Annotated in this window: 4 protein-coding genes; all 4 read right to left on the reverse strand. The window is 66.4% G+C overall.

The window, feature by feature from the left end; translation table 11 throughout:
• Window positions 1-158: 158 nt before the first annotated feature.
• Complete coding sequence (locus CDV44_RS10410) at window positions 159-12,368, reverse strand: filamentous haemagglutinin family protein (RefSeq protein ID WP_212677096.1); 12,210 nt, start codon at window positions 12,366-12,368, stop codon at window positions 159-161.
• 179 nt (window positions 12,369-12,547) lie between these two features.
• The gene (locus CDV44_RS10415; RefSeq protein ID WP_170935935.1) at window positions 12,548-13,567 is read right to left on the reverse strand and encodes a FecR domain-containing protein; all 1,020 of its coding nucleotides are present in this window, start codon (window positions 13,565-13,567) and stop codon (window positions 12,548-12,550) included.
• Window positions 13,568-13,690: 123 nt separating this feature from the next.
• Complete coding sequence (locus CDV44_RS10420) at window positions 13,691-14,239, reverse strand: RNA polymerase sigma factor (RefSeq protein ID WP_087687939.1); 549 nt, start codon at window positions 14,237-14,239, stop codon at window positions 13,691-13,693.
• Window positions 14,236-15,014, reverse strand: a 779-nt coding sequence (locus CDV44_RS10425) for an STN domain-containing protein (RefSeq protein WP_212677097.1), incomplete at its 5' end; no start/stop codon positions are given. The genes CDV44_RS10420 and CDV44_RS10425, both read right to left, overlap by 4 nt.

The raw sequence follows: 15,014 nt of genomic DNA on the forward strand, positions 1-15,014 counted from the left end.
AGCGGCCGCTATGGGTAGCGTGCGAAATAGAAGTCACCGCGCAGGCTAGCAGTCCGATATGAATTTTTTGTTACATAGCGAGCGATCCGATGTAAGAAGACGTCTGACAGTGGATCGGGGCGCACGCGGCGCCCCGATCCGTCCGGCTCATGACCGACTTACTGCGCCTGTGCCAGCCGCCCTCGCTCGGCAGGGGTCAGCAACGACATGGCCTGCGGGCTCAGATCCGCCCCATGCCCGACAATCTGCACGCGATTGCGGCGGTCGTAGGCGGGCGAATTCGCCGCCGCGTCGCCGCTCTGCCACGCACTGCCGTCCTGCCGGCCGCCCTGTGTGTCCGCACCACCTGCCGGCGCCACACCGGCACCCAGCATGCGAATGGTGAAGATCGACGGCGTGTTCTGACGCTGCGCCGCCCGGTCACGCGCCATGGCGTCCTGCGCGGCAGTGGCAGCCTGCGCAGCCGTCGCACTCGCGTTGGTCAGCGCACCGACGTTGACCGCGGCAATCGCGGGCAGGCCAGTGGATTTGCCCTGCACCTGCACGTTCGCGGCGTTCACCACCTGAAGCGCGGCGAAATTCACGTTGCCCGACACGCGAATCCCCGCCTCGCCCGCGTCGATGGTGCCCAGCGGTGCCACAAGATCCACGTCGCCCGGTTTGACCTCGGGAATCGGGTTGAGCGTGGCAATGCCCGCCCCCGAACTCGGCGCATTGGGCGAGAGCGCGACGTTTCCCCACGCGTCATAGACACGCCTTGGCGGCGTGTACAGCACTGTGGTCTTCGCGCCGCGCCCCGCGTTGATGTCTCCCTCGGCAGACCACGCCTGAATATCGCCGCCGAACGTTGTCATCACGCGCGAGAGGCCCAGAAGAATGCTGTCGAGGCTGTAGATCCGGATACTGCCGTCGCCTTGCGTGAGCAGTCCGGCGGGCACGGTGGTTGCGGCATTCGACGGCGCCACACCTTCGATACCCAGCGTCACGCTGCCGCCCGGGGACAGCAGTTCGATGTCGCCGCCCGCGATGGTGCGCACACCGCCGTTGGTCGTCTTGCCCTGAAACAGCGTGAGCTTGCCGTGGCGCGAGATCGACGAGCCGTCGGCCGCCACACTCGGGAACAGCGTATCGATGGCCTGACGTCCCCGCGCATAACTGCCGTAGCGCTTGCTCGACGGGTCGTTGTACTCGCGGCCCGCAGCAAGCAGTTCGGCGTAGTACGTCTCACGCACGAACACGCGTTGCTGCTCCGAGGGCAACGCGAGGAAGTCGGCAAGCGCATGGGCGAGGTCGCCCTGATAGCCGAAGCGTGCCTGCAACCAGGCGAACAGCTCGCCATCGTAGGTTTTGGCAACCTTGCCCGGCTGCGACGTCAGCGGCTGGTTCGGGTCGGCCAGATTGGCCGGATCGAGATAGCGGCGAGCAAAGTCGGCCACATCGGTCTGCCCTTGTCCCGGCGTGCCGGCGCCAAGCCCTGTCTGCACGACGATACCGGCCCCGGGGCGGTGGTCGCCCGGCACGATGGCCCCGTAGCTCGTGAGGTTCGCCACGTTGCCCATGTAGATGTCGCCGCCCGCCGAGACTTCCAGCGTGCCCGGCCCCATGACCGTGAAGCCGCTGGCGTTCGCGCCATTGAAATCGATGTTGCCGCCGGCCGCCACCATCGAGATATCCGACGGGTCCGTGTTCTTGATAAGCCCCCCGCTGTTGACGATGTCGCCCCCTGCGATCAGCCGCACCGGCTTCGACGCCCAGTACGACGTGACCGGCGCCCCCGTGCCGGACGTGGCGGTACGGCTCTGCCCGATGCTCACGCCTTGCAGGTCGCCACCGAGCGCGTAGACACGCGAGATCTGGCCACGGCCGTCGGCGCTCGCATCGGTCACCGTATTCGGGCCGAACATGAACAGCGTGCCGCCTCCGCCCCAGTACATGCCCGAACTCAACTGGTACTGGGTATCGTAGATAGTCGAAAAATCCGTGGGGTCGATCGACGTCACGCCACCGTTCCAGTAGTTCGAGACGGTCGGTGTCTGCCACGCGGGCTGGAACGGCGTGGCGATCGACGAGAGCGACGTGCCGAGCGTGCCGAACGGACTGCTGGAATTGCTGGCGTTGTTGGCCCCCACGCCGGAGACGCCACCAGCCGCGAGGAACTGGAAGTAACCGGTCGGCGACGGCATGAGATAGTCGACCGACTGGCGCGGCGCGTAATAGATGCTCCCGCCCGCTGCGGTGACGTCGAGCACTGGCGGCAGGTACATCGCATTATTGGTGAGCTCGTTGATGACGCTGCCGAATGGCGATGCGTTGCCGCCTGCGGAGAACAGCATCAGACGGGTGGCATCGGTCCACAACGTGAACCAGCTTGTGGCGCTCGTGGGCACGCCGTTCAACACCCCCTCGGTCAACACGCGCGACTCCGCGCGGCCCGGGTCGATCACCTTGCCCATGACGAGGTCGCCCAGCGTATTGATCGTCACCGTGCCGTCGCCCGGGGCCAGCCCCACCCCTGCACGGCTGAGTGCCGAGTAAGCCGTGTGACTGCTCAGCCCTCGTGGATCCTGTTCGAGTGACACCCCATAGTTGCGCAGCAGTATCTCGCCGATATTGCCATCGGCCTGCAACGACGTGTTGCCGCGCAGATCCGCGTAAAGGCCGCCGAAGATGCTGCCGCCCGCACGCACGTTGAGCGCACCGCCGCCCGTCTGCACAAGCGTGTTGCCCGACACGCGGCCGGAGCCACCCACGGCCACGACGACGTTTCGCTGCGACGTGCCGGTGTCAGCGCCGATATTGCCGCCTGCGCTCACGTTCACGCGCCCGCCACCGAGGGCGCCCATCCCCGAGAAAGCCGCCAGCCCGAGCGCCGACGATGAGGCAACGCCGTTGCCGTCGAGTACATAGGTGCCGAAGTTAATCCCCCACGCCGTGGCCTGCCCCAGCGCCGCACCGCCCTGACGCAGCAACCAGGTGCCGACCATTTCCGAATTGGGATCCTGCCAGCCGAGGATATTGCCGCCCGCCGACAGCGTGAAATCACCGCCGTTCTGCGTGAACCACATGCGCTGCGCGTTGAGCGCGGCCTCGTAGTCGGTCCGCGCCGCCACGATATTGCCCAGATACGTGCCATCTGCGAGCTTGCCGCGCGCCGCATTCCATTGGGTGCCTCCGCCCGTGCCCGGCACCGAGGTGCCCGCCGTGTACACACCGAACGGCGACGATTGCTGATAGTCGCCCGCCGCATAGAGTTCGAGATCGCCCGTGCCCGTTCGCAGCACGCTGATCCCGGCGGCAGGCGTGCCCACGCCTCGCCCGGCCACGTTCACGGTGAACGGATTGTTCAGCAGCAGATCGCCGTTCTGCGTTGCCGTGAGGACCGCACGGCTGTCGACCCCGGTGAGATCGCTGCCGGCCACCAGGCGCATCGACCACGATGCGGTGCCCGGATCGAGCATGGGTGCCAGCGCCCAGATCGGACGGCTGCCCACTGCCGCACTTCCCGTCGACACGTACATACCCGAGGGCAGGACACTACCTTGTGCAAGATCGACCGGGACCGCGAACGTGTAGCCCTTGATGACCGAGATGTCCGTCCCCGCCGGCCACGTCATGGCCCTGACCTTCATGGCATAGGCCGCCGCGTCGTTGAACTGGATTGCGTTCATGCCGGCCTTGAGAATCGTGCCGGAGGGCAACACTAGATTGTTCGTCGTCGTGCCGACGATCCCCACGAGCGACGTGGTGTTGGTGCCCGCGGGAATGGTGTAGCCGCCCGCCCCGACCACCGTGCCGTTCTTCAGCACATAACCGGCCGGCAGAATGATGTCCGCCGTCGTGACGACCCCGGCCTTCAGGCGGTTCGCATTGCCCAAGCCGCCGAGCAGCAGATCTATCGGCGTATGCGCAGTATTCGAGAGGTAGATCTGCGTGTTCGCCGGCAGCGCGACGTCGAAATTCAGCCGGCCGCTTTGCGGCAACTGCGTGCCTGCGCCAAGCGTCATGCCGCCCGTGCCCACGGTGTACGGAGTGGCGAGCGTAACCGCCGAGAGTACCGTCTGGTAAATCGTGCCATCGGGCGACGCCGCAGGCAGCGCGAAGCCGTCGGTCACATTGCCGTTGATCTTCAGATCGCCCGCAGCGCGCATCACCAGCACGCCGGGTTCGCCCGATCCACGAACGCCCGCGACGACACCGGGGCCATAGCGCAGCCCCGACAGATCGAGGTCGCCCTTCGTGTTCAGGTCGCCCGGACTCGTCACCGCGACGCCGGGGCGCAGGTGGAAGGTGCCGCCGTAGCCCGCGAGACCTGCAAGCCGCGATTGCAGGCTGGCGTTCGCCCACGCGCTGTCGATGAACTGGCGGTTGCGTGTGTCGATCTGGTTCAGGCCGAGTACGCCGTCTGCGCCGACCGGGTTACCGGACACGTCGCCATTGTCCTGTGTGATCGTGTGGCCGACATCGAGCGGCGTGTAGGTCCAGAAACCATTTACGGCGATGCTCGCCGCACCACGCACGTCCGGGCGGGCCGACGCGTCGATACGAATATCACCGCTCGTCTCGCCCGTGCGCGGCGCGTTGATCTCCAGATGCCCGCGCGCGATGCCGTCCGGCGAGCGCATGTCGAAGCGCGCGCCGCCACCGAGACGCACGGTGCCAGCGGTCGAGGTGAGTGTGACGTTGGCACGGTTCTGCGCGTCGATGGGCGCGCCATAGCTATCGGTCGCCAGTTGCGTCGCGTGCGCATCGAGGACGGCGGCGCCGTCAATGGTCAGATCGCCTAATGCAGACAGCACGATAGCGCCCGGCGTCGCGCCCGACGCATCGATGGTGCCCAGCACGCGCAGGCTTCCGTTGTCGGTCGAGATGTTCACGGTGCCTGCGCGCACGCCATCGCCCACATTCAGATCGCCGTGTCGCACCCGGAATGTGCGCGCGCCGAAGAAGCCGCCATCGTTGAGCGACCCGTTGAGGGCAGAGAAACCCGCGTCGCTCACCTGCGCAGCGTCGAGCGAGAACTGCCCGTTCGCCTGTCCCGTGCCCCCTGCGCCCCTCAGCGTGCCCGCGAGACTCACCTGTCCCTGCGGTGCACTCACGCTCAGCGAGCCGCCATCGGCGTTCGCGGCGGACACATCGATGCGTGAGCCTGTCTGCTGGGTGATATCGCCACTGGTGCTCGCGAGCACGACCTTGCCACCCCAGCTCGACTTCGTGACGTCGTAGAACACCTTGTCGCGGCCGGAGAGATCAAGTTGGGCATTCGCGCCCAGCGCGATCGTGCCGTCGGCGTTGACGGTGAGCTTGCCGCTGGGCAGCGCCACGGCCGTGTCGAGTGCCACCGAGCGGGCGTTCAGTGTGAGCGCCGCCCCGAGGTCGGTCTCGCTCGTGGTGCTCGCTGGACTGCTGCCCGACGGCGCGCTCACAGAGAGCGTGCCGACCGCCGTATAGGTCATCGCGGACCCCGCCTTGCCCGTGAGCAGCGGCGCCACAATCGTGAGGTCGCCGCCGCTGCGCGAGCCGTTGGGCGCTTGCGTGCCCGCCACGCTCAGCGTGCCCAGATGGTTAGCCGTCACGCGTTGCGATGCTTGCAACGCCACACTGGAAAAACCCAACGCGAGGCGATCGAGCGCCACCTGGCTCTGGGGCTGCGCGAGCGCGTCGTAACCGAATTCGATGGTCTTCGCGTCGATCACGAGCTTGCCGGTGCCGGTGCCCGGGCCACCCGCAAGCACGGTCGACGGTGCCTGGCTCTGGTAGGGCTGCGCCGCCGTGCCTGCCCCGGTGGCAATGCCGCTCCAGAGGAAATTGGCGGTGGCAATGCGCACCACGTCGTTGCTGCCGCCAAGGCCATAGAACGCCGGCGAGCTGAATACCATCTGCACCGGTGAATCGCCCGTGTCGAGCGTGGTCGACCCAAAGAAGTTGAACGCACCACCGGCCGAGAGCGTGAGCCGCGCCAGCGCGGGCACACCCGACGTGGCGGAAGGGTGCAATAGCTTGTCGAGGACGTCCTGCGTGAGTTGCCAACCCGAGGGCAGTACCCCGGCGGCGTTGGCATTGGCCATCGCCGTCGCGTCGCCGAGGTTGATCTGGTTCTGCGAGACGGTCAGATACCGTGCGCCGAGGTTCACGTTACCGAGCGACAACCCGCCCGGGGCGGCGAACGCAATCGTTCCCTGCGTCAGCAGCGACGCCCCGTCGGCCACATGGATCTGGCCATACCCTTCCGAGGGCAGGAGATCGAGCCAGCCGTTACCGACGGCCAGCAGTGCCGGATTCGACGTGAGGTTCTGACCGGCCTTGGTTCCCGTGGCATAGACATAGCCGAGCGATGAATCGATGACGTTACCGCTGAAGCCCCGTGTGTCGACGCTCGCGCCGGTCTGCACGTCGATCGCCGGGCCGACGAGAAACACCTGCCCTGCCTTGAGCGTGGTGCCCTGACCCAGCGTCACGCCGCCATGTTCCTTGCCGTCCAGACCGAAGTAGAGTCGCGCACTGTCGCCCAGGGACGACTGGCCGTCGAAGTACGTCCAGTTGCCGCCCAGCGAGAGCGAGGGCGCGCCGAACGCGTTCAGATCGCGGTCGACAAGCGAGACGGTGCCCGTCGTCGGCGTGGCCGACGCCGTGCGCACCTCGATCGGCGTGGCACCGGCGTTGATGAACATGGCCCCGTCGACGCCGGTCACATTCGACGTGCTCGTGCCCCCGAATCGCACCGTGCTCGCAAAGTCGAGCGGGCCAGTCGTCGGCGATCCCGTCACGAAGTTGATGCTGAGCAGCTTGCCGTCTTCCGGCAGGCGCGGGCGTACCGCACCGAATTGCGACGCTTGTGCGAGCAGAAATTCGCTGAACGTCGTTTCGTTGAACTGCGAATACTTGCGTACCGTGTCGCCCGGCGTGACGATCAACCGCGTGAGTTCGCTGTCACGCTGCCCGGTGCCGGCGACGCTCTGCGTGCCGGTGGCTGTCCACGAGCCGTTGGTGGTGAGCATGGCGGGCACATCGCTGCCCTGGCGCAGCGCGACACTGCCCGCGAGTTCCACGCGATAGGCCCCGGGCAAGAGCGCAAAGCTCGACGGCAGCAGTGTGTAAGTGCCCGCAGGTAGCCCCGGCACGCCCGCGCCGAGGGTGATCTGCTTGCCCACCGCCGGATCGCCCGCTCCCTTGTCGAGCACGACTGGCGCGTAGGCGCTCGCGTAGCCGGGCAGGATCGCATAGACCTGATCGCTGGCGCGGCTGTTGGCGTTGAGCACGGGATTGGCATTCACGAGCGGCGTCGTGAGCACGTTGACCGAGCCGCCGCGCCCCGAGACGAACCCTTCACCTCGCAAGGTGCCGCCGCCGGACAGATCGAGCACTGCACCGCGCTCGCCGACCAGACGCGACGCCCCAATGTTCACGCCCGTGCTCAGCACCCACGAATCGGGGGACTTGGCGCCGCTGCTGTCACCGCGCGTGACAAACGTGTCGGCCAGATTGAACTGCGTGGTATTTCGCCCAGTGGTGTTCGCGCCGCTGTAAGTAACGCCATCGGAGGTGCCGCCATACGGCATGTCGAGTCCGGCACCGCTCACCGACGTGAGGCTGCCGCTGCGCAGAATGACCGCCGGGTCGGTCTGTATCGCCGCCGTGGTGCTCTGCCCGAGCAGCACGACGCTCTGCCAGTCGGTGCCGAGATTACCGCCCGTCGTGTTGAGCGAAATGGTACCCAGCGGCGCGCGCACCACGCCGCCCTGATCGACTGTGCCGCCGAGCAGCACTAACTGGCCAAAGGCCGAATACGGCACGGTGGGCACGCCACTGCCGTTCGAGCGGATCGTCAGACGACTGCCGGGATCGATGCCCGCGTACTGGTCGCCCGCTATCACCGCCGCATAGGCCGACGATACGGGATAGATCTGCGCCGCCGTCATGTCGATATTGCCCGCGACGTTCAGACCACCGTTCAAGCGAATGTCGCCCTGACTGTTGAGTACCACGTCGCTGAATCCGTTCTGCACAACGTAGGTCGCCGGGAACGTCACGCCCCCTACGCCGCCCACGCCGACGAGCGCACTCGCGCCCGACACCACCTTCCCGGCGACGTCGATCAGCTTGCCCGAGAACGTCAGCGTGCTGTCGCCGACGGGTGCCTGCCCCGCGCGCAGGCTGTAAAGGCCGGGCAAGAGCACGGTGCCCACGGTTGCCGGAGAATCCCACGAGCCGCCGTCGAGGCGGATGTAGGGTGCGGCAATACGCACTTGTGCGTTGGGTGTGGCATCGGCCACGCTGAGCAAACCGCCCTTCAGATTGATGCTGCCCGCCAGCGACAGATCGAGATCGCCCTGAAACACGAACCGGTCGTGCGTGGAGAGCGTGAGGTTGTCGAAGCCGCCCGCATGCAGCTTGTCCACGCCGATAACGGCGTTGCCGAACACGAGTGCCGGACTCGCCGTGCCCGGTGCCATGTCACTGGCCGCATTGCTTGCGGGCGCCTGCTGCACCAGCGTGATGTCGTGAAGCTTGTTGAGCAATGCGGCGGTAGCGGCGTCCGGATTGACGTAGCTCCGCGTGTCGAAGTACACGCCGAGCGAGCCGCCGGTAGCGCCGTCGCCGCCGCGCGCGAGCAGCGTGCCGTCCAGCAGAAAGCCATTGTTCGAGTGCAGCGCGATGCTGCCCCCGGTCCCCGCCAGCGTGACCGGCCGCGCCGGACCGCTCGTTGCCGTGCCGGCGTTGGCATCGACCACCGCCGTCGCCCCGGAGGCGTCGAGCATCGCCCCCGGGCGAATCACCACGAAGGCGTCGCTCGGGTCCACGGTGATGGTGCCGCCGTTGCCCGCTACGCCATAGGCACGTCCGAGCGAGTCGTAGGCGACATACGGACGTGCCGCAACGTCGAGCTTCGCGTGGTCGCCGATCCAGACTGAACGGGTGAGCGAGTCGCGATAGCCCGATACCGTCGCACCCGTGGCCGCGAGCTCAATGCTCCCGCCCCAGGCGTTGAGCGTACCGTCGATCGTCAACTGGTCTTCGCTCTTCAGAACAATGGACTGACCGGGATCGACGCTGACCACAGCCCCCTGCCCGATGGTGAGTGGCGCCGAGCCGTCCGAGAGCACATAGCCGGCGGTCAGTGACACGCTCGCGCCACCGCGCGGCGTAAGCGTCGCGTTCTGCACCGATTCCGTGTAAAGCGGCGGCGTCCAGACCATTAGCGCCGCGCGCGGATCGCCGCCGGTCGCCACCGACGTGAGTGTGCCCGGGACGATTCGCAGTACCGGCATGCTCACGTCGAGCTGCGTGCCGGGGGTAATCGCGAGGCCGTTATGCGCATTGACGACATAGTTTGAGAAACCGGTGTTGAACACGCCGGGATCGAGTGCGATCGGTGCCGCGTTGCCGGTGAGCACCGAGGCATCGTTGGCCGCCTTGCCGATAAGGATATTGCCGCTGGTCTCGATGGTCAGCGTGCCGCCGCCCGCTACGCCATAGCCGCGCACATCGCCTTGCAGGTCGAGACGTCCCTGCCCGCCCACGTTGTCGACGATGTGACCGGCGGCGAGCGTCACACTGCCCCCCTGTGCGGCGTCGGGCACGCCGCTCGCACGCAGGACTGCACCCGACGACACGTCGATCTGCGCGCCGCTGCCGACGCTGACGTCGCCCGTGCTGCTGATGCGCACGCTGCCCCCGCTCGCAAACGGCACGAGTGAGGCGTTGTCTGCGTCTAGCGACAGGTTGCTCAACAGTCCACTCGTGTCGAGCCTAACGCCCGGCGCCACGGTCACAGTGGCGTTGCCCTGTGCACTGCGAATTGCCGTCTCTACCGTGACGCCCGTCTGCGAAACCGTGTTGAAGACGTTGCCCAGCAGAATGTTGCCGCTGTGCGCGGTGAGGTCTGCACCGACGACGAGCTGCGGCGCGTAGAGCGCAATCGTGCCGCCCGGCATGACGGCTAGCGAACCCGTCAGGGTGAGTGTCTGTCCCGCCGCCGCGAGTATCGAGCCGAAGCCGATGCGGCCCAGATATTGACTGTCGAGCGAGAGCACGCCGGGCGTTGCCACCGCATCCACCGGCGATGGCCCGTCGGTGAACACGATGTTCTGCGCGACTGGCGAGGGGTTGTAGAAGACGCCGGTCGGTCCGAGCGTTGCATCCCAGTTGGCGGCGGAAGTGTAGTTACCGAGTACCAGTTGGGCACCCCGTGCGACCGCCCCCTGCCCCTGTAGATATCCGTCCAACCCCGGCTGCGCAGCCTTGACCTGCGATGGCCCCTGATACGTGGCGCTCACCACATCGCCCGCCAGCGATGCGTTCGGCGTGGCGAGGATCAGTTGCCCGGCGTCGCGCCCCACGGTGTAGCCGTTTTGCAGCACACGTTGCGGCGCGATCAGCGGGTTAGCGTAGCTTTCCGTCGCCGTAGTGCCCCAGCGCGGGTGCTCCACGCTAAATCCGGTGTACACGCCCGTGTAGATCATGTTCGCGGGCGCGGAATTGACGTTGTATATCTGACCGTCCACGCCTTTAAGCCACGTCTGGTTCAGATACCCCGTCTGCACATTCAGCGAGCCGCCCGAGAGGTTGAGCACCGAACCGGCCTGCGTGACGGCATTGCCGCCGCTCAGTGCAATGGTCCCGCCTTGCGCCGCCCACTCGCCGATGCCATGCGCGACGTTCGACAAATAGCCACCGACTTCGAGCAAGCCCCCGCCCGTGTACCAGCGTTGGTTGGCATACCCGCCGACGGACGCGGGGACATAAATCAAACGTCGGCGATCGATGTACACGTTCGCATTGTTCAGCGCAGTGTTGTCGCGGTTGCCCGGTGCGTCGCGCTGCTCGTTGCCTTGCACGTTCACTTTGACGTTGTTGCTGTCCATCGACAGCGACACGCCCACCGTGCCCGAGACATCGAGTTGTGCACGCGTGGCCACGAGGCTTCGCCCGGTAGCGCTCACGGCGATCTGACCACCGGTGGCAAGCGTCAGCGAGTCGCTCTGGAATTCGACGTTGCCGCCGCTGACGATTTCTACGCGTGACTGGTCCCGGCGGTCGCCCAGACGCGAGAGGTTATCGAACAGGCCGGAGACCGTTTGCGTCCGGATGAGGTCTTGCGCTGCCGAGTCCTGAATCATGGCGGCGCGCTGGCTGTCGAGCGCCGTCGCACCGTTATCGCCGATGAGCACCGACGTGAGCGCACCGCTGCCCATCGTCACCTTGCCCAACGTGTCGCTCGCCGAATTCAGCAGGTGAATCGTGCCGCGCGTGTTCACCGTGGTCGTCGCGACTGCCACGCCCAGTTGCTGCACGTCCCGCCCCGCCATCGTCACGTCGCCCTCGGGCGCCATCAGCAAGCCCGTGTTCACAACCTTGCCTGCCGTGCTTTGCGCCACGAACTGCGGCGAGACTTCGTTACCGCGCGTGGTCGATGCCGTATTCGCGTCCGTGCCCACGCCCTTGCGAATCACGAAGCTGTCGCCTGCGGCCATCGCCACCTGCCCTTGCGGCGTGATGATCGTCCCCGCGTTGCTCACTTCCTTGCCCAGCAGCAGCACGTACCCGCCGCCCTGCGTGACCGACGTCGGAGTGCGCGTCGTGATCGTGGCCCCGGCCTGCACTTCGACCTTGCCCAGTGCATCGGTGAAGCTTGGTGTCGTGCCGTTGGCGCCATAGAGACCGCTCGTGAACTGCGCGTCGCTCATGCGCGCTGCCGCCACCACGAGGTTGCGCGTATCGACCTGACTCGTGCCACCAAAGATCACCCCGTTGCGGTTCAGAATCAGCACCGTACCGTCGCCGTGCAACTGGCCCTGAATCTGGCTCGGACGCGCCTGCGGATCGTTCACTCGGTTGAGCACCGCCCAGTCGCTTTGCTGTTGGAAGTTCACCGACGTGTTGCGCCCGACGTTGAACGTCTCCCAGTTCAGGATCGCCTTGTCGGCCGTCTGCTGAATGTTGACGTTGGTCTTGCCGTTGGCCGCCGTCTGCGTGGGTGCGTTGGCGTTGATCCAGCCTTTGGTCAGGCTGTTGGTGTCGACCTTGAGGCCGCCCTCCAACAAGCCGTCGGGAATCGTGGCGTTGGTATTGGCTGCTGCGGCGCGCGCCGTCGCCTGCGCGGCCTGCATCGCGGCGATGCTTTGTGCTGCCGTGCTCAGATTGGCGATTGACGTCTGCAACTGCGCGTTTGCTTGTTGCTGCTGCGCCGACGGGTCCATGAGCGAGCTCACCGGGGCACCGTTGGGCAGACGCCCCGTCTGCGTGGCGGTCGCCTGCGCGGCACCGCGTGCGCCAAACCATGCGTTGCTGAACGCTTGCTGGGCGTGTGCTTGCCCCCAGATGCCGCCGGTCGCGAGCATGACGGCGACCGCTTGCATCACGGGCGACATCGGAAGGAAGCGCCGCGTGCTTTGCGTGCGGCGTCGTGAAAACCTCGTTGCTGCGCCCTGATGCCCGACTGTGTTCATTTCGATTCAGCCCATGGTGGATTCGTCTTCCTAAAGACACGTGCACTGCACAAAAACCACCAACTTTTTTCGACGAACCCATCGTGGCGCGCTTGGGCGCATCAACTCAGAATCAGCAGCCCTCCCGGCAACGCACGCGAATTCAGCCCGAACGAGCGTTCGATCTGAAGCAGCGCCTCGTCGAGAATCGCGATGGCGAAGCGCCCGCTCACCGGGTTATTGCGACGAGAGTCCGCCATCAGCACTACCCGGCCCGGGCGATACCGGTTGATCTCTTCCACCACCTTCACCAACGGGGTTTCACGGAACACGAGTTCGCCGCGTCGCCATGCCGACACGGCTGCTGGCTCGATGCCTGCCACGCCACCGATGGCGTCGTCGCGATAGACCGTTTGCTCGCGCGCAATCAATCGGCGCTCGCCAGCCGGGTGCATCACCCGTACCGTGCCTTCGAGACAGCTCACACAGACGCGGCCGTCAAGGTTGCGGACTTCGAACCGACCCGCCGTCGCCACGCTGCGCCCAGCCCCCGCGACCACGACGAACGGGTCACGCGCCGCGGTCATGTCCACTGCGAGTTCCCCGGTGATCAGCTTCAGACCACGTGCGCCATCGGCGCTCGCCTGCTGACGAACGCTCGTCTGCGTGTTCAACACGACATTGACTCGCCCGGCCAGCGCAACGTCTCGCTGCTCACCCGTCGCCGTGCGGTAATCGGCCCCCCAGGTCCGCAGCGCGGGCCACAGCCCCAGCGGCGGATAGACGGCGGCCACGCCCGCGACCGCCGCGACGCTCGCACCGGCGACCAGGAAGGCACGGCGACCGGCGGCAACGTCCCCGCCGATCAGCCGCCGGTGACGCGCCGCCACCGCCGGGTCCTTGCGCAGCAGCTCGCCGATGGCAGGACGCATGGCATGCCACTGGCGCTTTACCTCGTCGAAGGCCGCGGCGTGCGCAACACTTGCCCCCTGCCAGCGGCGGAACGCGTGCAGATCGACCTGACGCACGTCGCCGCCCGCGAGCAGTGCGAGCCAGACGCGGGCCTCCTGACGGAGTACGTCGTCGCGCGAACGTCCCGGTTCGGCCGGGCCGTTCGAATCAGTCGGATATCCAGGTGGCAATGGTGTTCTCATGGTGATGCATGTCGCGTGTTCGGTTTTGTAACCCCGTGCTTTCGGGTGCCCATGCTTTTCTCATTCGCCGGGCATAATTTTTTTTGGCCTTCATATGGATGACATTTTTCGTCACACTTTTCCGCCAGATTTTTTTGACGGCCGTGGGGGTGGCGTTCGCGCGGCCATGTGCTCGGCACAAAATGCCTGTGCCCGCCGCAACTCATGCTCGACAACGCTCACCGACACGCCGAGGTGTGCCGCGACGTCCTTTTGCGGCATGCCCTCCCAGCGCACGAGCAACAACACGTCGCGCCGGCGCTGCGGCAATCGGCCGATGACACGCATGAGCGCTTCCATCTCTGCGCGCGCATCGGCGGTCTGCTCGGGGCCCGGCGCGGGGTCCGGCATTTCGAGAATTTCGTCGATATCGCTCGCACTCGCCTGTTGGCTATGGCTGCGCAGATGATTGATGGCGATGTTGGTTGCCATGCGCAGAAGGAAGCCGTGCGGATTGAGCACCGTTTCCTGATCCTCTAACCGCGTGAGCCGCAGCCAGGTGTCGTGCAGCGCGTCTTCGGCAAGCTCCGGGTTGCGCAGCGAACGCACGAGATGACGCTTCAGATCGCCATAGCGCTTTGACAGATAGGCCATCAGCGCCAGCCGGACTTCCTCGGTCATGGCTGATGCCCCCCGGGGCGGCAGGCAGGCCCGTCGGGCGATTCGGGCAGGATCAGCATGGCGATGGGCTGCGGGAGGCCGGGCATCGGCGGCTGCGAGATACGCACACGCGATAGCGTGTCGATCAGCGGCCGGCTCATGGGTGGCCCGCTTTTGGCCGATGAGGCCGATGGAGTCGATTGGGCCGACAGGATCGTAACGTCGACAACCTGCCCGTCCGGTGCGACCCGAAAGCGCAGCAGCGCCCGGTAGCGCGCGAGTGCCGTGCGTGGGTTGTCGCAAATTGCCTGCCAGACTTCGGACTGCACCAGCGCGTCGTAATCCGCCAGACGCGCTCGCTCGGCGCGCTGGCGCGCCTCCCGTTCGAGTGTGGCCGCGCCGCCCGGCACCAGCACGAAGGTGGTCACGCCCTGACTGCTGGCAGTCTCCACGACAAGTCCCGTGCCGCTGACCAGTTGACGCAGCGCTTCGAGCGGTGTGAAGCGCCCCGACACGGCGGTGGCGGTGCGCCCGGCGACAAGCGCGCTGCTGAACACAGCGGCGCGGCCCGAAACCGTGGAAAACCTGTCCAGTGCCATATCGAGGGGTTGTGCGGGAATATCAAACGTGAACCGTCGCTCGGCGGTGTCTTCGGACGCCGATGCGGCGGCCTCAGGCGATTGCGCGAACGCGCTCCCGAATGCGCACAGGAAACTCAAGCCGCACATAACGCCGGCCAGCACTAGCCCACTGGCCGATGGCGGATTGCCTCTCATTTCGGTGGCACGATTGTCGG

Source organism: Pandoraea sp. PE-S2R-1 (assembly GCF_002179865.1).
Lineage (GTDB): Bacteria > Pseudomonadota > Gammaproteobacteria > Burkholderiales > Burkholderiaceae > Pandoraea.

Excerpts from the sequence above, each read along its gene's own strand:
- CDV44_RS10410 (WP_212677096.1), bottom strand. The coding sequence starts at position 12,368 with ATGTCGCCCGTGATGCAAGCGGTCGCCGTCATGCTCGCGACCGGCGGC.
- CDV44_RS10420 (WP_087687939.1), bottom strand. The coding sequence starts at position 14,239 with ATGACCGAGGAAGTCCGGCTGGCGCTGATGGCCTATCTGTCAAAGCGC.